Source organism: Ruegeria alba (genome assembly GCF_022321465.1).
Taxonomy (GTDB): domain Bacteria; phylum Pseudomonadota; class Alphaproteobacteria; order Rhodobacterales; family Rhodobacteraceae; genus Ruegeria_B; species Ruegeria_B alba.
Map to the genome: position 1 here is coordinate 667,265 of NZ_JAKOEM010000001.1, position 23,645 is coordinate 690,909.

A 23,645-nucleotide genomic window follows, 5' to 3' on the forward strand; every position below is an offset into this window, starting at 1 on the left:
GGCGCGGCGCAGGCCAAGAAAATTCGTCGAATTTTCTTGGTCCCGGCTCACGGGCCGAGTTGCGCCGCCCGGTCACGCAGCGCCTGGCAGAGCAGGCCACGGACCCGGATCAGGCGCGGCACATCGGCCAGTTCCTCGTGACAGGCGACCCAGATCGGGGTTGCGGTCTCGGGTGGCAGTCCGACATCAAGCCGTACCAATCGGGGATCGTTGCGGGCGATGAAACAGGGCAGCAAGGCCCGGCCCAGCCCCTGCGCCACCATCTCGCGCAGCACCAGGAAACTGTCGGCCGATCCGATTGCCGCGCCAGGTTCCAGTTGCGGTTCCAGCCAGGCCCAGGGTCGCGACCTCCGCATCGCTCCGTCAAAGCCGAGCCAGCCCGCGTTATTGCAACCCGGTGCCACATAGGCTGCAAAGGCCATGCTGACCGGGCTTTCGCCAACCAAACCCTCGGGCAGCACCGGCGCGGGGCGCAGGGTCAATTCGGCCTCGAGCCGCGACAGGTTCAGATGGCTGTTGGTCGAGATAAGCGACAGCCGCAATTCCCCCGCGCTTTGGCGCAGATCGGCCAGGATCTCGGGCAGCAGGCTCTGGCACAGCGTATCGGTCGAGGTCACCCGCACGTGACCGGCCAGGGGCGCGTCCAGCCCCTGCGCCAGCTGGTGCACCGACTGCACCGCCTGCCCTACCTCGCGCGCTGCCGCGATCAGGCGCAACCGATCGGGTCTAAGAACATAGCCACGCGGGGTCCGGTCGAACACCTGGGTGCCGACACTCTCCTCAAAGGCGGCGATCCGGCGCAGAACGGTGGCGTGATTGACCCCCATCTGCCGGGACGCCCCCGCCACACTGCCCGCCTCGACCACCGCCAAGACAAATTGCAGGTCGTCCCAGTTCAATCTGTGCAAGATTTAAGACCCTTTAACCAGAAATGCAGACTATCCGCTAAGATTAACACAAGTACACTTGGAGATGTTGTCATTATCTTTTTCGCAACGGAGACGGGACATGTTTGCAAAGACCAAGACCGCCATCGCCGCCGCCACGCTGTGTGCCGTGGGGGGGCTGGCCCTGGCCGGTAGCCACGCACAGGGCGAATTCGCGCGTGAAATCAAGGCCCGCCAGGCGCAGATGACGCTCTATGCCTTCAACCTGGGCATTCTTGGCGCCATGGCCAAGGGCGAAGCCGAATACGACGCCGAAGCCGCCGCGCAGGCCGCCAACAACCTGGCCGCCGCCAAGTCGATCTGGATGCCCACCGCCTGGCCCGCCGGGTCTGACAATGCCTCGGTCGAGGGGACCCGCGCCCTTCCCGCAATCTGGGCCGCCGATTCGGATATCGGCGCCAAGTCGCAGGCGATGGGTGAAGCGGTCGCGGCCCTGCAGGCCGCCGCCGGGACCGACCTCGAGGCGCTGCGCGGGGCCATCGGCCCGGTTGGCGCCTCTTGCGGCGGGTGTCACAAGCCCTTCCGCGCCGAAGAGTGACGCGCGCGCCGGTCCCGGCTAGACTGGGACCGGTTCCTTGTTTCTGACGGAGGCGCGGATGAAGCTCTTGCGCATCGGTGCGGTGCTGGCGCTTGCCGGCCTTGCGGTGTTCTGGCTGCTCACCCGGCCCGAACGCCTGGTTCAGGGCGGTTTGGAAGGTGTCGCGGGCGATGCACAGCGTGGCGCGCTGGTCTTTGCCGCTGCCGGTTGCGCCTCGTGCCATGCGGCGCCGGGTGCCGAGGGTGAAACCAAGCTGGTTCTGGCCGGGGGAGAAGGCTTTGCCAGCCCCTTCGGCACGTTCTACGCACCCAATATCTCGCCCTCACCCGAACACGGGATCGGCGGCTGGAGCCTGCTGGACCTGGTCAATGCCATGAAGCACGGCACCTCGCCCGAGGGGCAGCATTATTACCCCGCCTTTCCTTTCGTCTCCTACGCCAACGCGGAACTGGGCGATATCGCCGATCTCTATGCCTATCTGATCACCCTGCCCGTCTCGGATACGCCCAGCCGGGCGCATGACGTGGGCTTTCCCTTCAACATCCGGCGGGGCCTGGGGATGTGGAAACAGCTCAACACGGGCAAAGGCTGGGTGATGACCGACCCCGCCGACGACCAGATCGCACGCGGGCGCTATCTGGTCGAGGCGCTGGGACATTGCGGCGAATGCCACACCCCGCGCGATGCGCTGGGCGGATTGCAGCGCGACAAATGGCTGTCCGGCGGTCCGATCCCCGGCAGCAAGGGCCGGTTTCCCGACCTGACGCCGGGGACGCTGAAGTGGAGCGCCGAGGACATCGCCTATTACCTGGAAACCGGGTTTACCCCCGATTACGACAGCGCCGGCGGCGCCATGGCGGATGTGATCCAGAACACCGCACAACTGCCGCCCGAGGACCGTGCGGCCATTGCCGCCTATCTCAAGGCGCTACCCGCAAACTGACCGCGCCCGCGCCGGTCAGGACTGGCGCATCGGATGTCAGGCCAGGCCGAGCTTTTTCTGCCGCGCATCCCGCAGCCGCGCAAAATCGTCACCCGCATGATAGGACGAGCGCGTCAGCGGCGTTGCCGAAACCATCAGGAAGCCCTTGCCATAGGCGGCCTTTTCATAAGAGGCGAATTCTTCGGGCGTGACGAAACGGTCGACCCGGTGGTGTTTCGGCGTCGGTTGCAGATACTGGCCGATGGTCAGGAAATCGATATCGGCGGCGCGCATGTCGTCCATCACCTGGCGCACCTGCTGTTCGGTCTCTCCCAGGCCGACCATGATGCCGGATTTGGTAAAGATCGACGGATCCAGTTCCTTGACCCGCTGGAGTAGGCGCAGCGAATGGAAATAGCGCGCGCCGGGACGTACCTCGGGGTAGAGGCCCGGCACGGTTTCCAGATTGTGGTTGAACACATCCGGTTTCGCCGCAACCACAACCTCCAGCACTTCGGGCGCGCATTTCAGGAAATCGGGTGTCAGAATCTCGATCGTGGTCGAGGGGCTGCGATGCCGGATGGCGCGAATGGTCTGGGCAAAATGCTCGGCCCCGCCATCGTCCAGGTCGTCGCGGTCGACGCTGGTGATCACCACATGGTTCAGGCCCAGTTTCTCGACCGCATGCGCCACCCGGCCCGGTTCGAACGCGTCCAGCGCATCGGGGCGCCCGGTGGCGATGTTGCAAAAGGTGCAGCCGCGCGTACAGATCTCGCCCATGATCATCATGGTGGCGTGGCCCTGGCTCCAGCATTCGCCGACATTGGGGCATCCGGCCTCTTCACACACGGTGACCAGGTTGTTGTCGCGCATGATCCGGCGTGTATCGGCATAGCCCTTGCCCCCCGGCGCCTTGACCCGGATCCAGTCCGGTTTCTTGGGTTGCGACTGATCGGGGCGATGCGCCTTTTCAGGGTGGCGCTGCTCGGGGATCTTCAGGTCACGCACGGGTCGGTTTCCCTTGGCTGGAACGGTTGCGGCACCCTCTAACATAACGCGGCGTCACAAGTAAGGCCACTGCTGCATGACCGCCATGCATTCTCGGGGCGGCGCGATGCTGCACACGCAGCATTTCCCCGGTTGAAGCCAGTTTGGAATCGCTCTAACCGTCGCCCGACCTATTGAAATTCCAAGGAGATCGTCTGATGAAGACCGGAGCATCCCTTCCCAATGTCACCTTCCGCACCCGCGTGCGCGACGAGGCCGTCGGCGGCCCGAACCCCTATCGCTGGCAGGACATGACCACCGCCGACTATTTCGCGAGCAAGCGCGTGGTGCTCTTTTCGCTGCCCGGCGCCTTCACCCCCACCTGCTCGACCTACCAGCTGCCCGGTTTCGAAAACGGCTTTGGCGATTTCCAGGCCCAGGGCATCGACGCGATCTATTGCATGTCGGTGAATGACAGCTTTGTCATGAACAAATGGGCCGAAGCGCAGGGCCTGAAGAACGTCGCCGTGATCCCCGATGGCTCGGGCGAGTTCACCCGCAAGATGGGCATGCTGGTGGACAAGGACAATCTGGGTTTCGGCATGCGCTCGTGGCGCTATGCGGCCATTGTCAATGACGGCAAGATCGAGGCCTGGTTCGAAGAACCCGGTCTGATGGACAACTGCCCCGAGGACCCCTATGGCGTCTCGTCGCCTGAAACGGTGCTGAATTGGCTTGTCGCGACAAACAGCGAAATCGCCGCCTGACCCCTGGCCCGACACATTTTTCGATACCCGCGCGACTTGCGCGGGTATTTTTTTGACTTTTTTCCCGTCTGGTGAGTTAGATTTTTTTCATAAGGCAAAAAGACACGGCAACTGCCGGCATATCAATTCAGGGGAATACCCCCACGGGAGGGAACATGAAAAAGAATATTGCAGAAGTGATCGGCACGTTCACGCTGGTCTTCATGAGTTTTTCGACCATCACCTTCATGGCCGATCAGGTAGGCGCGCTGGGCATCAGCCTGTCCTTTGGTCTGGCGGTGGTGGCCATGGCCTATGGGATCGGCCCGATCTCGGGCGCGCATCTGAACCCGGCGGTCAGCATCGGCGCCTTCATGGCCGGGCGGATGTCGATGCCCGAGATGATCGGCTACTGGGTGGCGCAGGTCGTGGGCGGGCTGGCGGCGGCCTTTGTCATTCTCGCGATGAGCGGCGATCCGGCCATGGCCAAGAACATGATCGGCCCGCAGGGCCTGGCGGCGGCACTGATTTTCGAGGTGGTGGCGACCTTCCTCTTTGTGACCGTGATCCTTGGCGCGACCCAGGACGGGCATGCGACCCCGGTGGCCGGGCTGGCCATCGGCCTGACCCTGACATTGATCCATATCGCGGGCATCGCCATCACCGGTGTCTCGGTCAATCCGGCCCGGTCCATTGCCAGCAACCTGTTCGACGGCGCGGCATTGGCGCAGCTGTGGCTGTTCCTGGTGGCGCCCCTGGCGGGTGGTGCTCTGGCTGGCATCCTGCACAAGAACGGGCTGACACGCGCCTAGCCCGCGGCACCCAGCCCTTCCGACGGTTGCGGCGGAGGGGCCTTGCGCGTTTCCGAAACGATACCCTCGCCCACCTGCCTGATGATCCGCTCCAGATCGTCGAACCAGCGCGCCCGATAGGTCGAGCTGCGCCGCACCAGCCCAACGGTACGGGCCGGTTCCGGCGCCGGGAACCGATGCAGCCTCAGCCCCGACACGGCGGCCAGTTCCGAGCGCGCTGCCAGCTCCGGCATCAGGGTGAGACCGAATCCCTCGGCCACCAGTCTTGACAGCGTGGCCAACGACGAGGCGCCCATGTTGATCCCGGCCGCCGCCCGGTCATGGCCACAGACCTCGAGCGCCTGATCGGTCAGGCAATGGCCATCCTCAAGCAGCATCAACTGCGCGGGTTGCAGATCGGTGGGGCGCGGCGCCTCGGCCCCCTGAGCCAGACGCGCCAGACGGGCCTCGGACCCGGCCAGCAGGAACCGGTCGCGAAACAGCTCGACCGATGTCAGCCCCGCCTGCGACACCGGCAGGGCCAGTACCGCCGCGTCCAGCTCTCCCTTGTGCAGCGCCTGCAACAGTTGTTCGGTGCGCGCCTCGCGCACATGCACCCGCAAGGACAGGTTCTGCGCCCTGAGTTCCGCCAACACGCCGGGCAGCAGATAGGGCGCCATGGTGGGAATGAGGCCCAGAGACAGGCTTGCCGCGCCCGCCTGATCCCGCGCGAACCGGTCAAGCCGGTCGGCGCTGGCCAGCGCCTGATCGACAAGTGGCAGCACGCTGCGCCCCAGCGGCGTCAGCACCACGTCACGCGCGCGCCGCTCGACCAGCGGTCCGCCCAGAACCTCTTCGAGGGCGCGGATCTGAACCGACAGCGCGGGCTGCGAGACATGGCAGGCCTCGGCCGCACGGCCAAAGTTGCGCTGCTCGACCAGGGCCTTGAAATAATGGAGTTGCCGGAGGGTGAAGCTCATAGGCGAAGCATATCGCAATCACCCCCGGCAACAACCCGAGATTATCCGATCAGCCGGTCGCGCCCGCTCTGTTCCTCGTAATGCCGCTTGAGCCGTTGCAGGGCGATGCGCAGCACGATCTTGCCGGACCGCGCCGACCAGCCCATGCGTTTTTCGGCCAGTTCCAGCCCTTCGAGGTAGCAACAGCAGCGCAGCGCCACGTCGCTCAGCCCCGGCCCAAGCTCGGATAGCGCGCGCGCCACGCGGTCGCGGGCAGCCTCGGGGCCGTGACCGACACCGCTGTCGGGCTGAAAGCCGCCCCGCGCGCCGCCGGTCAGGAACCGGTCCCAGTTCTGCGCGATGTTGGGACCCATCTGCGCCAGTTCGAAATCCTCGCGCAGCCGCTCGCCCGCGCGCACCAGCATGTCGTCCAGAAAGGGCTGACCATCACGATCCTTGCGCCGGGCCAGCGCGATCAGGGGACTTTCCGCCATGTTGTAGCGCACCCGGCGCGGCCGTTCACCGGCCTCACCCGCCACGGTTTTTTCCCCCATCACCCGGTGTTGCGCCGCAAAGGGGCTTTGCGCCTCGGCGAACCCGTCCTGCGCGGCGCGGGCGCGGTTCTCGGCCTCGGCCAGCAGCCGGCCCAGGGCGCCACGCCCGGCGGTGGTCAGGTAATACCGGCTGATCCGGCCCGGCTTGTCGCAGGCGATCCAGTCCTTGAGCGCCAGCGCCTGCGCCATGGCGCAGCTGACCACGGCGGTGCGGGTATTGCCGCCCTTGCCATCGTCGCGCACCACCACGGCCTTGTCCATATCCTCGGCCACCGCCAGCACCGCGCCGCTTTCGCATAGCCGCCTCAGGATACGCGTGGCCTCGAGGTCAAAGGTGGCGGCGTCGGGGGTCTCCTCGATCTGTTGGGCGGGCTTCGTCATCGGGGCGGTATCCTCTGGCTTGTCGCCACCGCGCGAAACCGGCGATCTGCTGAGTTTCAGCGGCGGGAAATGAGTGGCCGCCAATGCTTCGAGCGCCGCGTCCACCAGGGGATCGTCCCGCCGCATTTCAACCCGCCGGATCTGGCGCAGCACGGTCGAGGCATGACACCCCGCCCCGCGTGCCAGATCCCGGATCGAGAACCCCGCCTCGGTATGTGCCAGATAGCGCTGCGCGCTTTCGGGAACCCAGCCGGGGACGGCGTTTTCTGCCCAGTTACCCATCGTGTCCTACCCTCAAAGGCAAATTGACTGACCCTTTTATCCAGCAGTTATCCCCCGAGTTGCGCACACACCTTATGGTTGCATTGGTTACTTGTTCGTTAAGATATCTGCTGACCAGCCCATCATTGTTTCGAAAGAATAAACAGTTCTGAAGTCAGCGCACGGTAGTTTCCAAATCAAAGCAACACCCGCATTGGTTGTGGCAGAAATGTGGCGAACATCGTTAGGGAAAGGAAATGTCATGCAGGACCTGATGTCCATGGTATCGCAACTGCGCCGCCCGCGCCTGCTGATCCGCGCCGCACGCTTTGGCCAGGCGGAATACAACCGCGACCGCCACCTGCAACGTATCCTTGGATACGGCAAGCTGCCGCGCCCGGCGGCGGCGCTGATGCGGCTGTTGGAGCTGGAAAGGGTTCTGGACGAGCAGCGGCGCGCAGAGGATGCGGGATATTCGCTGCCCCGGCACGTGGACCTGCTGATCGCCATGATGGGCGAGGCGCAGCTGGTGCAGACCAGCCACGCCCCGCAAGACGCGTAACTTACATGAAGGCGTCGGGCATCGAGGCCTTCTTCTCGGCCACATAGGCCGCCAGCGCACCGGCGATCTCGGGGTCGAGTGCGGGCTGCTGATAAGCCCCCAGCAGTTTCTCAACCCGGCCCGAGGCCAGCGCATAGGTGTCGCGCGCGCCCTCTTCCTCCCAGGTTTCGAACGGCTTGTAGTCGAGCAGTTCGGATTTCCAGAAGGCGGATTTGAAATTGGCCTGGGTATGGGCACAGCCAAGGTAGTGGCCGCCCGGCCCCACCTCGCGGATTGCGCCCATCGCCTGATGCTCGGCATCGACGGGAACGCCCTTGGCCAACCCGTGCAATGCGCCCAACTGATCGGCATCCATGACGAATTTCTCGAAATCCGCCACCAGGCCACCTTCGAGCCAGCCGCAGGCATGCAGCATGAAGTTCACGCCCGAGAGCAACCCCATGTTGAGCGAGTTGGCGGTTTCATAGGCCGCCTGTGCATCGGGAAGTTTCGAGCCGCAGAACGACCCCGCCGAGCGGAACGGCAGGCCCAGACGCCGCGCCAGCTGACCGGCGCCATAGGTGACGAGGCTTGCCTCGGGCGTACCAAAGGTGGGCGCGCCCGAATTCATGTCGATCGACGACACGAAGGCACCAAAGATCACCGGCGCGCCGGGGCGGATCAACTGGCTATAGGCGACACCGGCCAGAACCTCGGCGAGAACCTGGGTCAGCGTACCCGCCACCGACACCGGCGCCATTGCGCCGCCGACGATGAACGGAGAGATGATGCAGGCCTGGTTGCTGGCCGCATAGACCTCGAGCGCGCCCATCATGATGTCGTCGAAGGTCATCGGCGAGTTGATGTTGACCAGCGAGGTCATCACCGTGTTGTCGCGCACGAACTCCTTGCCGAACAGGATCTCGCACATCTCGACCGAATCCTGCGCCCGCTCCGGCGCGGTGACAGACCCCATGAACGGCTTGTCGCTCAATGTCATATGCGCCATCAGCATGTCCAGGTGACGCTTGTTCACCGGAATGTCGGTGGGTTCGCACACGGTGCCGCCGGAATGGTGCAGCCATTTCGACATATAGGCCAGCTTCACGAATTTCTCGAAATCGGCCATGGTCGCATAGCGGCGCCCACCTTGTGCGTCACGCACGAAGGGCGGGCCATAAACCGGTGCCAGAACCAGATTGCGACCGCCGATAACCACCGATTTCTCGGGATTACGGGCATGCTGGGTGAACTGGCTGGGGGCGGTGGAGCAAAGCTTGCGCGCCAGCCCGCGGGGGATGCGCACCCGCTCATCCTCGACCTCGGCCCCGGCCGCGCGCCAGCGCTCCAGTGCTGCGGGGTTGTTGACGAAGTTGACACCGATCTCGGCCAGCACCGTCTCGGCATTCGCCTCGATGATTTCGAGCGCCTCTTCGTTGAGCACCTCGAAATTGGGGATGTTGCGTTCGATGTATTTGGCGGTCTCGATCACAACCGCCGAGCGTTCGGCACGGCGGGCGGCACCACCGCCGCCCCGGGCGCGTCGCCGGGTCATTGCCTCTTCCATGGTTGATCCCCTGGGTGATTGGTTAGCGTGGACTGTCTTTTATCAGGCGCTTGCCGATTTCGAACGTGGATTGCGGCGCTCTGGGGGGAAAAGCGACATGTAACGCGCCTTTGAGCGACAGCGCGCCACGCCGATCCGGCGCGGCACCGTTTTCCATATGGAAAACGGCCCGGAAAACGCGCCGTTTTCCGGCGCCACCTCTTGCGCAATGCCAGACCGCGCCCTAAGAGCCTGACATGAGCCAGACATCCCACGACCGCCTTCTGATCATCGACTTCGGCAGCCAGGTAACGCAGCTGATTGCGCGCCGCCTGCGCGAGCTGAACGTCTATTGCGAAATCCACCCCTATCAGAATGTCACCATGGACTTCGTGCGCGAGATGGCGCCACGGGCGGTGATCTTCTCGGGCGGACCCGACAGCGTCACGCGCGAAGGCAGCCCCCGCGCGCCGCAGGAAATCTTCGACTATGGCGTGCCGATCCTGGGGATCTGCTATGGCCAGCAGACGATGATGACCCAGCTCGGCGGCCGCGTCGAATCCGGCCACGGCACCGCCGAGTTTGGCCGCGCCTATGTCACGCCCAAGGGCACGCTCGACATTCTCGACGGCTGGTTCGCCGACGGCCGCGAACAGGTCTGGATGAGCCATGGCGACCACGTGGCCGAAATCGCCCCCGGGTTCGAGGTCTACGGCACCTCTCCCGGCGCGCCCTTTGCCATCACCGCCGACACCAGCCGGCATTTCTATGCGGTGCAGTTCCACCCCGAGGTGCACCACACCCCGAACGGCGCAAAGCTCTACGAAAACTTCGTGCGTCTGGCGGGGTTCAAGGGCGACTGGACCATGGGCGCCTATCGCGAAGAGATGATCCGCAAGATCCGCGAGCAGGTGGGCGACAAGAAAGTCATCTGCGGCCTCTCGGGTGGTGTCGACAGTTCCGTCGCCGCGATCCTCATTCACGAGGCGATCGGCGACCAGCTCACCTGCGTCTTTGTCGATCACGGGCTGTTGCGCAAGAACGAGGCGGCCGAGGTCGTCGGCATGTTCCGCGACAACTACAACATCCAGCTCATCCATGCCGACGAATCCGACCTGTTCCTGGGCGAGCTTGACGGCCAGTCCGACCCGGAAACCAAGCGCAAGATCATCGGCAAGCTTTTCATCGACGTGTTCCAGAAACATGCCGACACCATCGAGGGCGCCGAATTCCTCGCCCAGGGCACGCTTTACCCCGACGTGATCGAATCGGTCAGCTTCTCGGGTGGCCCCTCGGTGACGATCAAGAGCCACCACAATGTGGGCGGCTTGCCGGAAAAGATGGGTCTGAAACTGGTCGAGCCGCTGCGCGAGCTGTTCAAGGACGAGGTCCGCGCGCTGGGCCGCGAACTGGGCCTGCCCCAGTCGTTCATCGGTCGGCACCCCTTCCCCGGGCCGGGCCTGGCCATCCGCTGCCCCGGTGAGATCACCCGCGAAAAGCTGGAGATCCTGCGCGAGGCCGACGCGATCTATATCGACCAGATCCGCAAACACGGGCTCTATGACGAGATCTGGCAGGCCTTCGTTGCGATCCTTCCCGTCCGTACCGTCGGCGTCATGGGCGACGGGCGCACCTATGATTACGCCTGCGCCCTGCGGGCGGTGACGTCGGTCGATGGCATGACCGCCGATTACTACCCGTTCACCCACGAGTTCCTGGGGGAAACCGCTACCCGGATCATCAACGAGGTCAAGGGCATCAACCGCTGCACCTATGACATCACCTCGAAACCTCCGGGAACCATCGAGTGGGAGTGACCATGCCCCCCACGCGGCCTGCCCGATAGCGGCATGAGCCCCATCGCCCGCGCCGCGCTATGGATGACCGGTGCCATCGCCTCGTTCTCGGCGATGGCGGTGGCCGGGCGCGAGTTGAGCGCCGTGCATGATACATTCGAAATCATGATGTATCGCAGCTTTGTGGGCGTGCTGGTGGTGTCGCTGGCGCTCACCTTCAGCGGTAAATGGCATCAGGTCAGCACCCGCGCGCTGGGTCTGCACGCGCTGCGCAATGCGGTGCATTTCACCGGCCAGAACCTGTGGTTCTTTGCCGTCACCGTGATCCCGCTGGCACAGGTCTTTGCGCTGGAATTCACCCAGCCGCTTTGGGTCATCCTGCTGTCACCGCTGCTTTTGGGTGAACGAATGACACGGGTGCGCGTGGCCGCGGCGGTCATCGGCTTCATCGGGATCCTGATCGTTGCCCGCCCCGGCGCCAGCAGTCTCAATATCGGAATTGTCACGGCGGCGCTGTCGGCGATTTTCTTTGCCATGACAACGATTTCCACGAAAAAGCTCACACGGCTTGCCAGTATCGGCTGCATCATGTTCTGGCTGACGATCATGCAGGCGGTGCTGGGGCTGGTGGCCTCGGGCCATGACGGTCAGATTGCACTGCCCACGCTCGGCACCGCGCCCTATCTGGTGCTGGTGGGGCTGGCCGGTCTGCTGGCGCATTTTTGCATCACCAACGCGCTGGCCATTGCCCCCGCCACCGTGGTCGTCCCTATCGATTTTGCCCGCCTGCCCACCATCGCCGTGGTCGGCATGCTGCTCTATGGCGAGGCACTGGATATCTGGGTTTTCGTCGGCGCCGCGGTGATCTTTGCCGGCAACTACCTCAATATCCTTGCCGAGACCCGGAACACGGCGCGGTAACGCTCTCTCAATCCGGCGCGAGCTGACCCATCGTCAAGAGTTGACCGATCTGTACACCCCCATAACTTGATCTCACCACAATGGGAAATCCCCGCAGCCACTCACCTGCGCGGGACGGAGATATCTGGGAGAGATCAATGAGATACGCGCTTTCGGGTGCGCTGGCTTTGTGCGCCCTGACGGTGGCGGCACAGGCGGGCGGCCTTGACCGGTCAGGCCAGGGCATCAACATCCTCTTTGAAGAGGGCGATGCGGTCCAGTTTCGCCTCGGCTGGACCGACCCCCGCGTCAGCGGCAGCCTGGGCGGTGTGCCCTCGGGCAATGTGGCCAACAGCTTTGTCCTGCCGCATTTCGCCTATAAGAAAGCACTGACCGACCGGCTGGATTTCGCGCTGATCTATGACCAGCCCTTTGGCGCCGACATCACCTATGACGCCGCCTATCCGCTATCGCAAAACCCGGTACCGGGCGGGCGCCGCGATGTGCTCAGGGCCAAGGCCGATACCGACGCGCTGACCGCCGTGTTCCGCTATCGCTTTGACCGGGGGCTGAGCGTGATCGGCGGCCTGCGCGCCCAGCGGGCCGAGGCCAGCGTCACCGTTCCCGCCGCTGCCGGATATCGCGTGACCACCGACAGCCCGGTCGATTACGGCTATGTCGTGGGCGTCGCTTGGGAGCGGCCCGATATCGCCGCAAGGGTGGCGCTGACCTATAACTCGGCCATCGACCATACCCTGCAACAAAGCGAGAGCCTGAACCCGCCGCCGCCCGCACCGCCGGGCTTTGTGGCCACCCTGCCCTCGACCAGCACGATCAGCACGCCGCAATCGGTGAACCTGGATTTCCAGACCGGCATCGCCGCCGACACGCTTCTCTTTGGCAGCGTGCGCTGGGTCGACTGGACCGCGCTGGTCTATAACCCGCCCAATTATCCGCCGCTTAGCAACCTGGTCGACTACGACAGCGATACGGTGACCTATTCGCTGGGCATCGGGCGGAAATTCTCCGAGGCTTTCTCGGGCGCGGTGACTTTGGGATACGAGCGGCGCTCGGGCGACAGCCTGTCCGATCTCGGCCCCACCGACGGGTTCTGGAGCATCGGACTGGGCGGCACCTATTCGCTGGACAAGGCCAAGATTTCGGGCGGCGTGCGCTATACCGATCTGGGCGATGCCACCACCAACAACGGCGCCCGCTTTACCGGCAACAGCGCCTGGAGCGTCGGGTTCCAGATCACCTATGCGCTGAACTGATCAAGGCGCAGGAATCGGGTCGCGCGGGGGCGCGGGGTCGGGCACAACAGGGCATGAACGATCAGAAAACCCTGTCCCCACGCGCCTGGGCCGAGCTGTTGCTGCTTGGCCTGATCTGGGGCGCGTCCTTCCTGGCGATCCGCATCGCGCTGGACGAGGTGCCGGTGGTCACGGCAGTGCTGCACCGGACGTTCTGGGCTGCCCTGCTGTTGTGGCTGGTGGTCTGGGCCAGCCGCATCGCGCTGCCGCGCGATCCCCGCATCTGGGGCGCCTTTCTGGTGATGGGGCTTTTGAACAACGTGATCCCCTTTGGCCTGATGGCCTGGGGCCAGTTGCATATCGAGACCGGGCTCACCTCGATCCTGAATGCCAGCACCGCGATCTTTGGCGTGCTGGTCGCGGCAGCGGTCTTTGCCGACGAGCGGTTGACGCCCCGGCGCCTGCTGGGGGTGAGCATCGGCTTTGCCGGCGTCGTGGTGACCATCGGGCCAGAGCATCTGACCCGGCTCGACCCGCGCTCGACCGCGCAGCTGGCGGTGCTGGCGGGCACGCTTTCCTATGCACTGGCCGGGGCCTGGGCGCGCGCCCGGCTGAGCGGGTTGCCACCGCAACTGGCCGCTGCCGGAATGCTGACCGGGTCGAGCCTGATCCTGTTGCCTGCCGCGCTGCTGATCGACGGGCCGGTCACCCTGTCGCTGCAACCGGTGACCTGGGCGGCGATCGGATATTACGCGCTGGTCGCCACGGCGGGGGCCTATCTGCTTTATTACCGGGTTTTGGCTATGGCCGGTGCGGGGAACCTGATGCTGGTCACGCTGGTAATCCCGCCGGTGGCTATTGGCCTGGGTGCCTGGATACGATCCGAGGCGCTGCCGGCCAATGCCTTTGGTGGCCTTGCCCTGCTGGCCCTTGGCCTGATGGTGCTGAACCGCCGCCCGCGCCGCCACGATTGACCCCGCCCGCCGCGCCCATTAGCAAGGGCCAGAACAGCAAGGATGAGGGCGGGATGATCTACGGCTCGGCTCGGGACTGGCGCGAGGCCAGCCGCAAGAAAGTGCTCTTTTTCGGCATGTCGGGCCTGGGCAAGACCCATGTCTCGAACCGGTTGCGCGACAACGGCGACTGGTTCCACTACTCGATCGATTACCGCATCGGCACCCGCTATATGGGCGAGTTCATCACCGACAATGCCAAGGCCGAGGCAATGAAGGTGCCCTTCCTGCGCGATCTCCTGATGTCGGATTCGATCTATATCGGCTCGAACATCTCATTCGAGAACCTGACCCCGGTCTCGACCTATCTGGGCAAGCCCGGCGCGCCCGGCAAAGGCGGCCTGCCCATCGCCGAATACCGCCGGCGCCAGGACCAGTTCCGCCATGCCGAGATCTATGCCCTGCTCGACACCGAGTATTTCATCGACCGGGCGCAGCGTCTCTATGGCTATCCGCATTTCATCTGCGATACCGGTGGCTCGATCTGCGAATGGGTCGACCCCGAGGATCCGCGCGATCAGGTCCTGAACGAATTGTCCAAGCACACGCTGATGATCTGGATCGAAGGGTCCGAGGCGCATACCGCCGAGCTGATCCGCCGTTTCGACAAGGCGCCCAAACCGATGTCCTATCAGCCGGAATTCCTGTCCCGGGTGTGGGAGGCCTATCTGGCCGAGAACGATTGCGCGCCCGACGAAGTTGACCCCGACGCCTTTATCCGCTGGACCTATGCCCAGGCGCTGGCCCATCGCCAGCCCCGCTATCGCGCCATGGCCCGCAACTGGGGGATCACCGTCACCGCCGAACAGATCGGCGCCATCCGCGACGCCGCAGATTTCGACGAGCTGATTGAATCCACCCTGGAAAACCGCCCCGGCTGAGCGCGTGAGAAAATTCGACGAATTTTCTCCTCCCCCTCTGGACGCGCTGAATCGGGATTGCTATACGGCGCGAACCGTTCCGGCGTAGCTCAGCGGTAGAGCAGTTGACTGTTAATCAATTGGTCGTAGGTTCGATCCCTACCGCCGGAGCCATTCAATCGCTTGATACTCAAGCAAAAAGGGCGAGCCCCCTCGGTTTCGCCTTTTGCGTTTTTCAATCGGCAACCCTTGTATCGCGACGGACGATTGCCCTGTGCGCCGCCCGCCGCCCCGGGCAGGTTAGAGTGCAGAACCGGTTTTCCTCCGCGCCCGCTGTGCTTGTTCGCAAAATCCGCAAAACAGCGCGCAAGTGCAATCCGCGCGCCGTCGCTCCGGTTTCGAAACCTGTTGGCCTCATCCGCTGAGCAGGCGCGAACAGGTCGCGGGTCTGACCGGCGTCCCCCTCTTCCCCCTCCTTCGGATATCCGTTAAAGGCATCTCAACTTTCACGGGGGAACGACACCAGATGCAAGAGCCCGCAATCACTCCGGACCTGATCGCCGCGCACGGGCTGAAGCCCGAGGAATACGACATGATCCTCGAGATCATCGGGCGCGAACCGACCTTTACCGAGCTGGGCATCTTCTCGGCCATGTGGAACGAGCATTGTTCCTACAAATCCTCCAAGAAATGGCTGCGCACCCTGCCCACCAGCGGTCCGCAGGTGATCTGTGGTCCGGGCGAGAACGCGGGCGTAGTCGATATCGGCGACGGTCAGGCGGTGGTCTTCAAGATGGAGAGCCACAACCACCCCTCCTATATCGAGCCCTACCAGGGCGCGGCCACCGGCGTAGGCGGCATCCTGCGTGACGTGTTTACCATGGGTGCACGCCCCATTGCCTCGATGAACGCGCTGTCCTTTGGCGAGCCCGCGCACCCCAAGACCCGGCAACTGGTCAATGGCGTGGTCGAGGGCATCGGCGGCTATGGCAACTGTTTCGGGGTTCCCTGTGTGGGCGGTGAGGTGCGCTTTCACCCTGCCTATAACGGCAACTGCCTTGTGAACGCCTTTGCCGCCGGTCTGGCCGACAGCGACAAGATCTTCTACTCCGCTGCCTCGGGTGTCGGCATGCCGGTGGTCTATCTCGGTGCCAAGACCGGGCGCGACGGCGTCGGCGGCGCCACCATGGCCAGCGCCGAGTTCGACGACACGATCGAGGAAAAGCGCCCCACCGTGCAGGTGGGCGACCCGTTCACCGAGAAACGCCTGATGGAGGCGACGCTGGAGCTGATGCAGACCGGCGCCGTGATCTCGATCCAGGACATGGGCGCCGCGGGCTTGACCTGTTCGGCGGTGGAAATGGGCGACAAGGGCGGTCTGGGCGTGCGTCTGGACTTGGAAAACGTGCCCCAGCGCGAAGAGAACATGACCGCCTACGAGATGATGCTGTCGGAATCCCAGGAACGGATGCTGATGGTATTGAAGCCCGAGCTTGAGGCCGAGGCCCGCGCCGTGTTCGAGAAATGGGATCTGGATTTCGCCATCGTGGGCGAAACCATCGCCGAAGACCGCTTCCTCATCATGCATCACGGAGAGGTGAAAGCCGATCTGGTGCTGTCGAAACTGTCTTCGACCGCCCCGGAATACGACCGCCCCTGGGTGCCGACCCCGGCCGCCGAGCCGCTGGCCGAAGTACCCCAGATCGACCCGGTCGACGGGCTGCGCGCGCTGCTGGCCTCGCCCAACTATGGCGGCAAGCAGTGGGTCTATGAACAATACGATACCATGGTCATGGCCGACAGCGCCCGCACGCCGGGCCTGGGCGCCGGGATCGTGCGCGTGCACGGCACCGACAAGGCGCTGGCCTTTACCAGCGACGTGACGCCCCGCTATGTCCGCGCCAACCCCATCGAGGGTGGCAAACAGGCGGTGGCCGAGGCCTATCGCAACCTGACCGCCGTGGGCGCGCTGCCGCTGGCCACCACCGACAACCTGAATTTCGGTAATCCCGAAAAGCCCGAGATCATGGGCCAGTTCGTCGGCGCCATCAAGGGGATCGGCGCCGCCTGTGCCGCGCTCGACATGCCCATCGTCTCGGGTAACGTCTCGCTCTATAACGAGACCGATGGCACCGCGATCCTGCCCACCCCAACGATCGGCGCCGTTGGCCTCTTGGCCTCGACCGACGAGATCATCGGCAAGGAGGTCCGCGAGGGCCATGTGGCGCTGGTGATCGGCGAGACCACCGGCCATCTGGGCCAATCGGCACTGTTGGCCGAGGTGTTCAACCGCGAGGATGGCGATGCGCCCCACGTGGATCTGGAGGCCGAGCGCCGCAACGGAGAGTTCATCCGCGCCAACCGCGCGCTGATCAAGGCCTGCACCGATCTGGGTGATGGCGGCCTGGCACTGGCAGCGTTTGAACTTGCCGAGACGGCCGGCGTCGGCGTCCACCTGGACGAGGCCCCGACCGAATTCCTGTTCGGCGAAGATCAGGCCCGCTATCTGGTCGCCTGCAATTTCGATCAGGCCGAGGCGCTGATGTCGGCGGCGGCGCAGGCGGGCGTGACGGTCACTTCGGTCGGCCGCTTCACCGGCGACACCGTGCGCATCGGCGGCTCCGAGGCACCGCTGGCGGACTTGGCCGCCACCTTCCGCACCAGCTTTGCAGCCGTGGTCGCCTGAGAAGCGCCCCGGCCCCAACGCGCGCCTCCGGGGCGCGCTTTTCCAGTGGCAACTGCGGGGGTGACTTGCGCGCCCCGGTCCGGCGCTCTACATCTGGGGGCAAGACATCTGGAGTATATAACATGGCCATGGAAGCCCATGAAATCGAGGCGCTGATCCGCGCCAACTTCCCCAAGGCAAAAATCACCATCACCGACCTAGCAGGCGACGGCAATCATTGGGCCGCCGAGGTGGTGGACGAAAGCTTTCGTGGCCAGAGCCGGATCCAGCAACAGCGTGCCGTCAACGCGGCGGTGAAGCCCGAAATCGACAGCGGCAAGCTGCACGCGCTGGCCCTGACCACCAAGGCGCCCGAATAGGCGTTGGGCGCCGGAAACAGACAGTTCTGCCACCCCGCGTGGCGCAGAAGGAAACGCATCAATGACCGACGCAAAGACCCGTATCGACGAAACCGTCAAAGCCAACGATGTGGTGCTCTACATGAAGGGCACCAAGGAAATGCCGCAATGCGGGTTTTCCAGCCGCGTGGCCGGCGTGCTCAACTACATGGGCGTGGCCTATCAGGATGTGAACGTGCTGGCCGATGACGAGATCCGCCAGGGCATCAAGGACTATTCCGACTGGCCGACCATCCCGCAGCTTTATGTCAAAGGCGAGTTCGTGGGCGGCTGCGACATCATCACCGAAATGACCCTGTCAGGCGAGTTGGACACGCTGTTGGAAGAGAACGGCGTGGCCTATGACAAGGACGCCGCCGACAAGATCCGCGCCGCCAACGCCTGAACGCCCTTACGGCAACCGCAAGCAAAGTCTTGGAAAGACTTTGCAACAGGATTTCCCCTGAAATCCTGTCAAAAAAGCGCCCCAAGGGGCGCTTTTTACAAGATATCCGCGATATCTTGGCCCGGCCTCAGCCTACCACCTTTTCTTCGATCCGGTCGGCCAGCGCCTCGGCGCGGGCCGCCAGTTCCGCCAAAGTATCGGTGACCGAGGGCGGGATCACTGCCACCTCAACCCGCTCGGGCGCGGGTGCGGGTGCGGATTTCAGCGCTTCCAGTTCGGCCTCGCGCTCGGCCAACCGGGCTTCGACTACGCCGATCTTGTCTTCGACTGCGGCAGTCTTGTCGGCCAGCATCAGCCCGGCCATCAGCAGCATCCGAGCCTCGGGCATCCTCCCGATCTGGTCCGACAGCACCTGCGCCTCGTCATCCAGCATCTTGGCAGCCGAATGCAGAAAGCTCTCCTCGCCTTCCTGACAGGAAACCTCGAAGGCGCGGCCGCCGATATGAATTGTCACTTCGGGCATTATTCATCCTCTCCTTCCGCCAGGTTCGCCGACGTCAGCAGCGGCCCCAGTTTGCTCAGCACCGCCTGAACCTCGGCCGCATCGGTGGCACGTTGAGCGCGCAGAGCCTCCAGTTCGGCCAGCATCGCCGCATTGATCAGGTGCGGCTCGCCCACCCCGGCCTCGTTGGCGGCGCGCAGATCCGACAGTGCCTTGCGCAGCTGATCATTGGCCTTGCGCAGCCGTTGCAGATCGCCATCCAGTCGCGACATTGCCGCACCATGGCTGACCCGTTCGGCGCGCAGCATCTCCAACTCAGAGCTCAACTCCGAGACTCGTTCGGACTGGCCCAGTTCGGATTTCAGAGCCTCGATCTCGGTGCGCAGTTCATCCTCGACCGCGCTGTTGCCGGCCTGGGAGCGCAGATCCTCGATCTCGGCCTTGAGCGCCTCAACATCCTCGACCGCGTCGAGCTCGGCCTTGAGCGCGTCGATCTCTGCGCGCAACAGCGTGCTCTGGTCTTCGGCCTCCAGCGCCGCCTTGGCCTCGGCCAGCTCTGCCCGGGCCGCCTCGGCCGCCACCAGCTTGGCGGTGGCCTCGGCCAGATCCGCTCGCAGCCTGTCAAGCTCGCCTTCATCCTCGACGGGCATCGGCGCTGCTGCGGCCTCAGCTTGCAGCGCCTGGATTTCGACCTCATATTTGGACTTGATCGCCTTCAGTCGCTCTTGCAACTGCGCATTAGCGAGCCGTTCGTCTTCCAGCGCAGCGATCAGATCATTATCGGCTTCGACGGATTCCGATGGCGGCGCTGCCTCTTGCGGCATCGCCAGGGCTTCGACCCCGGCTCCGATCCGCTCCATCGCGACCGAAATGCGGCTGTGCAGTTCCTCGATCTGGCTCATGCCCTCACCCTCGTGATGCGCGTGTTGTTCTTGCTTCTCTTTTCCGGACCCGGAACGGCGCGGCAATGATGCCGACCGAATCGGATGCCGGAATGGATAGCAGTAGTCTAACCAAATGACGGGGAAAATACCCCCATCTTTGCTTTCAACGACTTGTCGGCGGCTTCTGATGTAGCGTCTCCGACAAAAAACCTGTTTGGCTTGAACTTTGAGGGGTGAGTGGTATTGAGCGCAAAACCCGCCCGAAACCCAAAGGACAAAGCCTCGTGGACCTGATTGCGCTGCGCACTGCGAACCCCGACCACTGGACCAAGGCCACCGCCATCCGCGCCCTGACGCTGGATGCCATCGCGGCGGCGAATTCCGGCCATTCCGGCATGCCGATGGGCATGGCCGATGTCGCCACCGTGCTGTTCGAAAAGCACCTGAAATTCGACGCCGCCACCCCCACATGGCCCGACCGCGACCGGTTCATCCTGTCGGCCGGCCATGGTTCGATGCTGCTCTATTCGCTGCTCTATCTCACCGGCAATCCCGAGATCACGCTGGAGGAGATCAAAAACTTCCGCCAGATGGGTGCCAAGACTGCCGGCCACCCCGAGAATTTCCTGGCCAAGGGAATCGAGACCACCACCGGCCCTCTGGGTCAGGGCATCTCGAACGCCGTGGGCTTTGCCATCGCCGAGGAAATCCAGCGCGCGCAGTACGGCAAGAAGGTCGTCGACCATTACACCTATGTGATCGCCGGTGACGGCTGCCTGATGGAGGGCGTCAGCCAGGAGGCCATCGGCCTTGCCGGGCGTCTGGAGCTGAGCAAGCTGGTCGTCCTGTGGGACAACAACAACATCACCATCGACGGTACCGTCGATATCGCCGACCGCACCGATCAGGTCCGCCGCTTTGCCGCCTCGGGCTGGCATGTGATCGAGATCGACGGTCACGACCCGGCCGCCATCGACGCCGCCCTGACCCAGGCCAAGGGTTCGAAAAAGCCCACGATGATCGCCTGCAAGACCCATATCGCGCTGGGCCACGCGGCACAGGACACCTCTAAGGGTCATGGCGCGCTGACCGACCAGGGCCAGCTTCTGGCCGCGAAAGAGGCCTATGGCTGGGCACATGGACCCTTCGAGGTGCCTTCGGACGTGAAATCCGCCTGGGAAGCCATCGGCAGCCGCGGCGCCGCCGAACGCGCCGCCTGGCAGGCCCGCTTTGCCGAGCTGAGCGAGCGCAAGCAGGCCGAATTCACCCGCGCCTATGCGTTCGAGGCGCCCAAGAAGCTGGCCGGTGCCATCCGCGCGCTGAAAAAGCAGGTCTCGGAAGAGCAGCCCAAATGGGCCACCCGCAAAAGCTCGGAAGAGGTGCTGAAGGTCGTGAACCCGATCATGACCGAGACCGTCGGCGGCTCGGCCGACCTGACCGGCTCGAACAACACCAAGACCGCCGATCTGGGCATCTTCCTGCCGGAAAACCGCAAGGGACGCTATATCCACTGGGGTATTCGCGAACACGGCATGGCGGCGGCGATGAACGGCATGGCGCTGCATGGTGGCATCCGCCCCTATGGCGGCACCTTCATGTGCTTTACCGACTATGCCCGCCCGGCGATGCGCCTGGCCGCGCTGATGAAGATCCCGTCGGTCTTTGTGATGACGCATGACTCGATCGGCCTGGGCGAGGACGGCCCGACCCACCAGCCGGTGGAGCATCTGGCGATCAGCCGGGCCACGCCCAACACCTATGTGTTCCGCCCCGCCGACACGGTGGAAACAGCCGAGGCCTGGGAACTTGCACTAACCTTCCAGCAGAGCCCCTCGGTCCTGTCGCTGACGCGCCAGAACCTGCCGACACTGCGCACCGAGCACAAGACCAAGAACCTCAGCGCGCAGGGCGCCTATGTGCTGGCCGATGCAAGCGCGGGCAAGCGTCAGGCGATCCTGATCGCCACCGGCTCCGAGGTCGAGATCGCCATGCAGGCCCGCGCAGCGCTCGAGGCCGAGGGTATCGGCACCCGCGTGGTGTCGATGCCGTGCATGGAACTGTTTGCCGAGCAGGACGAAGCCTATCGCAAGCGCGTCCTGCCCGCAGGCCCGGTCCGCGTCGGCATCGAGGCCGCGGTTCGTGCAGGCGGCTGGGACCGCTGGCTGCTGGGCGAGCGTGGGCGCGAGGCCAAGGCGGGCTTTGTCGGTATGACCGGATTTGGCGCCTCGGCCCCGGCCGAAGAGCTCTATGAGAAGTTCGGCATCACCGCCGCTGCAACTGTCGCGAAGGTCAAGGACCTGCTGGGCTGAGGCTGATCCGGAAAAGACACAGGGGGGGGGGCGCGGGTGACCGCGCCCCTTTTCCGTAGAGCAACACCGCCGGAATTTCGCGGAAATTCCGGCCCGGAAAACATCTGTTTTCCGTCCCGTTTTCTTTGCAAGAAAACGGCGCCGCTCAGATCGGCAGGCTGAGCGAAACCTTGGTCCGGTCCATCGCCACCGAGGTGCGGAAACGCCGGACATTCGAATCCTCGAAGAACAACCGATGGGTCAGCGCCTCGAAATCCTGCATGTCACGTGCGGTGCAGATCAGGATGAAATCCGCCTCGCCGGTGACATAGTAGCATTGCTGCACCTGCGGCTCGGCCTTGGCCCTTTTGCGAAACAGATCGAGCTGCTGAAGCGATTCCCGCTCCAGTTCGACCATCACCACAAAGGTCATCTTCCAATCGAACCCCGCCGGATCGAGAACGGCGATTTCCTTTTCGATCAAGCCTGCCTCACGCAGCCGCTTCAACCGACGCTGCACCGAAGGCACCGACAGCGCGCAGCGATGCGCCAGCTCTTCCAGCCCCAGCCGGCAATCCTCTTGCAGGCTGCGCAGAATGGTCAGGTCGGCGGCGTCCAGGGAATGAGACATGGCAGTCCGGCTTTCTGATCGAATTGCGGCATCGGCCTTCCGGCTAGCACGAAATCCGACGAGATCCCATCGTCGTATCGTGTCATAACATCGTGGTCATGCGATAGCCCGAATGGAACAGCAGCCGGGCATAGGTCACCGGCCGCTCGCCCAGCCAGGTCACCCGCTCCACCGTGAAATGGGCGTCGGTCTCGTTGCCGCCCAGAAACTCGGCCGTTTCGCGGTTGCCCCGACAGGCCGAGAAACTGAGCCGGATATCGGTGAACGGCACCTCGCTGACCAGCCATTCATTGGGGCCGATCTGGGTGAAATCCTTGTGCTCCGCCTGCGGCACGGTACTCAGGTTGATCCAGCGCTGTTCCAGCTGAAAGGGACGCTCGTCGGCGTAGTGCATGCAGACCAGTTGCAAGACCCGGTCCTGTGCGGACAGCCCCAACTGAGCGCAGAGCCAGTTCGGCGCGGCCTCTTCGGAGCGGCTGACCAGCGCATAGCGATAGGTGGCACCTGTGCTCTCGATCTCTTCGCGCACCACCGGGATCGCGAAACGCGCCTGCCGGACCGGAGCCAGTTTGACCCGCGTGCCCGCCTTGCGCTTGCGCTCGACGATCCCCTCTTCGGCCAGTTCGCGCATGGCCCGGTTGACGGTCGCACGCGCGCAGCCATATTCCTCGGCCAGCGCCACCTCGCCCGGCAGCATCGCGCCCGGCGGCCAGGTATTGTCGCGGATCGCCGCCAGGACGCGGGCTTTGATCTCCTGATAGCTGACCCGCGTCTCCTCGCCCATCGCCCCGCCCTTATAAATCTGCGCAATTAGGAATTTACGTATACAAATTGGCGCGCGTGCTGAACAGCGCAAAAAGGGTGAGAAGCGCGCTC

General features: G+C 64.2%; 23 protein-coding genes and 1 tRNA gene. 15 read left to right on the forward strand and 9 right to left on the reverse strand.

Translation table 11 applies throughout. From position 1 onward, the window contains the following. Window positions 1-47: 47 nt before the first annotated feature. The gene (locus MB818_RS03190; RefSeq protein ID WP_234136885.1) at window positions 48-899 is read right to left on the reverse strand and encodes a LysR family transcriptional regulator; all 852 of its coding nucleotides are present in this window, start codon (window positions 897-899) and stop codon (window positions 48-50) included. A gap of 109 nt (window positions 900-1,008) precedes the next feature. Between MB818_RS03190 and MB818_RS03195 the strand changes: the two genes are divergently transcribed. After that, entirely contained in the window at window positions 1,009-1,485 is a 477-nt protein-coding gene (locus tag MB818_RS03195; RefSeq protein WP_234136886.1) for a c-type cytochrome, read from the forward strand. 58 nt (window positions 1,486-1,543) lie between these two features. Then, window positions 1,544-2,428: a c-type cytochrome gene (locus tag MB818_RS03200; protein WP_234215567.1), complete on the forward strand. Its 885-nt coding sequence runs from the start codon at window positions 1,544-1,546 to the stop codon at window positions 2,426-2,428. Between the two features lie 36 nt (window positions 2,429-2,464). Here MB818_RS03200 and lipA read toward each other — a convergent pair whose 3' ends face one another. Next, window positions 2,465-3,415, reverse strand: a complete 951-nt coding sequence (lipA, locus tag MB818_RS03205) for a lipoyl synthase (RefSeq protein WP_234136888.1) — start codon at window positions 3,413-3,415, stop codon at window positions 2,465-2,467. A 197-nt stretch (window positions 3,416-3,612) separates the two neighbouring features. Here lipA and MB818_RS03210 point away from each other — a divergent pair, with 197 nt between their 5' ends. Together MB818_RS03210 and MB818_RS03215 are read left to right on the forward strand one after the other, a co-directional pair. Continuing rightward, window positions 3,613-4,161, forward strand: coding sequence for a peroxiredoxin (locus tag MB818_RS03210; RefSeq protein ID WP_238903918.1), 549 nt, complete (start codon window positions 3,613-3,615; stop codon window positions 4,159-4,161). A gap of 155 nt (window positions 4,162-4,316) precedes the next feature. Beyond that, the gene (locus tag MB818_RS03215; RefSeq protein ID WP_234136890.1) at window positions 4,317-4,952 is read left to right on the forward strand and encodes an aquaporin; all 636 of its coding nucleotides are present in this window, start codon (window positions 4,317-4,319) and stop codon (window positions 4,950-4,952) included. Here the strand turns inward: MB818_RS03215 and MB818_RS03220 are convergent. Beyond that, a complete protein-coding gene (locus MB818_RS03220; RefSeq protein ID WP_238903920.1) occupies window positions 4,949-5,911 on the reverse strand; it encodes a hydrogen peroxide-inducible genes activator in 963 nt (320 codons plus the stop codon). The two genes, MB818_RS03215 and MB818_RS03220, sit on opposite strands and share 4 nt — an antisense overlap. 41 nt (window positions 5,912-5,952) lie before the next feature. Continuing rightward, complete coding sequence (locus MB818_RS03225; RefSeq protein WP_238903922.1) at window positions 5,953-7,107, reverse strand: DUF6456 domain-containing protein; 1,155 nt, start codon at window positions 7,105-7,107, stop codon at window positions 5,953-5,955. A 241-nt stretch (window positions 7,108-7,348) separates the two neighbouring features. Here MB818_RS03225 and MB818_RS03230 point away from each other — a divergent pair, with 241 nt between their 5' ends. Beyond that, complete coding sequence (locus MB818_RS03230) at window positions 7,349-7,648, forward strand: DUF6477 family protein (RefSeq protein ID WP_234136894.1); 300 nt, start codon at window positions 7,349-7,351, stop codon at window positions 7,646-7,648. 1 nt (window position 7,649) lies between these two features. Here the strand turns inward: MB818_RS03230 and MB818_RS03235 are convergent, their stop codons facing one another. Continuing rightward, complete coding sequence (locus MB818_RS03235; protein WP_234136895.1) at window positions 7,650-9,194, reverse strand: trimethylamine methyltransferase family protein; 1,545 nt, start codon at window positions 9,192-9,194, stop codon at window positions 7,650-7,652. A 236-nt stretch (window positions 9,195-9,430) separates the two neighbouring features. Here MB818_RS03235 and guaA point away from each other — a divergent pair, with 236 nt between their 5' ends. The 9 genes from guaA (at window position 9,431) to grxD (ending at window position 18,464) form a co-directional block, all read left to right on the forward strand. After that, window positions 9,431-10,990, forward strand: coding sequence for a glutamine-hydrolyzing GMP synthase (gene guaA / locus MB818_RS03240; protein WP_234136896.1), 1,560 nt, complete (start codon window positions 9,431-9,433; stop codon window positions 10,988-10,990). A 33-nt stretch (window positions 10,991-11,023) separates the two neighbouring features. Beyond that, window positions 11,024-11,890 carry a DMT family transporter gene (locus MB818_RS03245; protein ID WP_234136897.1) on the forward strand — a complete coding sequence of 289 codons (867 nt, stop codon included), beginning with the start codon at window positions 11,024-11,026 and terminating at the stop codon, window positions 11,888-11,890. Between the two features lie 137 nt (window positions 11,891-12,027). Beyond that, on the forward strand, window positions 12,028-13,143 hold the full coding sequence (locus MB818_RS03250) for an OmpP1/FadL family transporter (RefSeq protein WP_238903924.1): 1,116 nt from the start codon (window positions 12,028-12,030) through the stop codon (window positions 13,141-13,143). A 53-nt stretch (window positions 13,144-13,196) separates the two neighbouring features. Next, window positions 13,197-14,096, forward strand: a complete 900-nt coding sequence (locus MB818_RS03255) for a DMT family transporter (RefSeq protein WP_238903926.1) — start codon at window positions 13,197-13,199, stop codon at window positions 14,094-14,096. A 53-nt stretch (window positions 14,097-14,149) separates the two neighbouring features. Next, a complete protein-coding gene (locus tag MB818_RS03260; protein WP_234175584.1) occupies window positions 14,150-15,016 on the forward strand; it encodes an ATPase in 867 nt (288 codons plus the stop codon). Window positions 15,017-15,094: 78 nt separating this feature from the next. Continuing rightward, window positions 15,095-15,169 (forward strand) — tRNA-Asn (locus tag MB818_RS03265). A gap of 352 nt (window positions 15,170-15,521) precedes the next feature. Next, window positions 15,522-17,681 (forward strand): phosphoribosylformylglycinamidine synthase subunit PurL, encoded by a 2,160-nt coding sequence (purL, locus tag MB818_RS03270; protein ID WP_238903928.1) that lies wholly within the window; start codon window positions 15,522-15,524, stop codon window positions 17,679-17,681. Window positions 17,682-17,803: 122 nt separating this feature from the next. Next, window positions 17,804-18,040: a BolA/IbaG family iron-sulfur metabolism protein gene (locus MB818_RS03275; protein ID WP_234136903.1), complete on the forward strand. Its 237-nt coding sequence runs from the start codon at window positions 17,804-17,806 to the stop codon at window positions 18,038-18,040. Window positions 18,041-18,101: 61 nt separating this feature from the next. After that, window positions 18,102-18,464, forward strand: coding sequence for a Grx4 family monothiol glutaredoxin (grxD, locus tag MB818_RS03280; RefSeq protein WP_234136905.1), 363 nt, complete (start codon window positions 18,102-18,104; stop codon window positions 18,462-18,464). Window positions 18,465-18,591: 127 nt separating this feature from the next. Here grxD and MB818_RS03285 read toward each other — a convergent pair whose 3' ends face one another. Then, the gene (locus tag MB818_RS03285; protein WP_234166451.1) at window positions 18,592-18,987 is read right to left on the reverse strand and encodes a cell division protein ZapA; all 396 of its coding nucleotides are present in this window, start codon (window positions 18,985-18,987) and stop codon (window positions 18,592-18,594) included. Continuing rightward, window positions 18,987-19,868, reverse strand: coding sequence for a hypothetical protein (locus MB818_RS03290; RefSeq protein WP_238903930.1), 882 nt, complete (start codon window positions 19,866-19,868; stop codon window positions 18,987-18,989). The genes MB818_RS03285 and MB818_RS03290 overlap by 1 nt, the downstream gene beginning before the upstream one ends. Before the next feature lie 266 nt (window positions 19,869-20,134). Here MB818_RS03290 and tkt point away from each other — a divergent pair, with 266 nt between their 5' ends. Beyond that, a complete protein-coding gene (tkt, locus tag MB818_RS03295; protein ID WP_234136908.1) occupies window positions 20,135-22,159 on the forward strand; it encodes a transketolase in 2,025 nt (674 codons plus the stop codon). A 145-nt stretch (window positions 22,160-22,304) separates the two neighbouring features. Here tkt and MB818_RS03300 read toward each other — a convergent pair whose 3' ends face one another. Further along, complete coding sequence (locus MB818_RS03300; protein ID WP_234217358.1) at window positions 22,305-22,769, reverse strand: Lrp/AsnC family transcriptional regulator; 465 nt, start codon at window positions 22,767-22,769, stop codon at window positions 22,305-22,307. Between the two features lie 82 nt (window positions 22,770-22,851). Continuing rightward, entirely contained in the window at window positions 22,852-23,553 is a 702-nt protein-coding gene (gene hutC / locus MB818_RS03305; protein ID WP_238903932.1) for a histidine utilization transcriptional repressor HutC, read from the reverse strand. Window positions 23,554-23,645 lie beyond the last annotated feature (92 nt).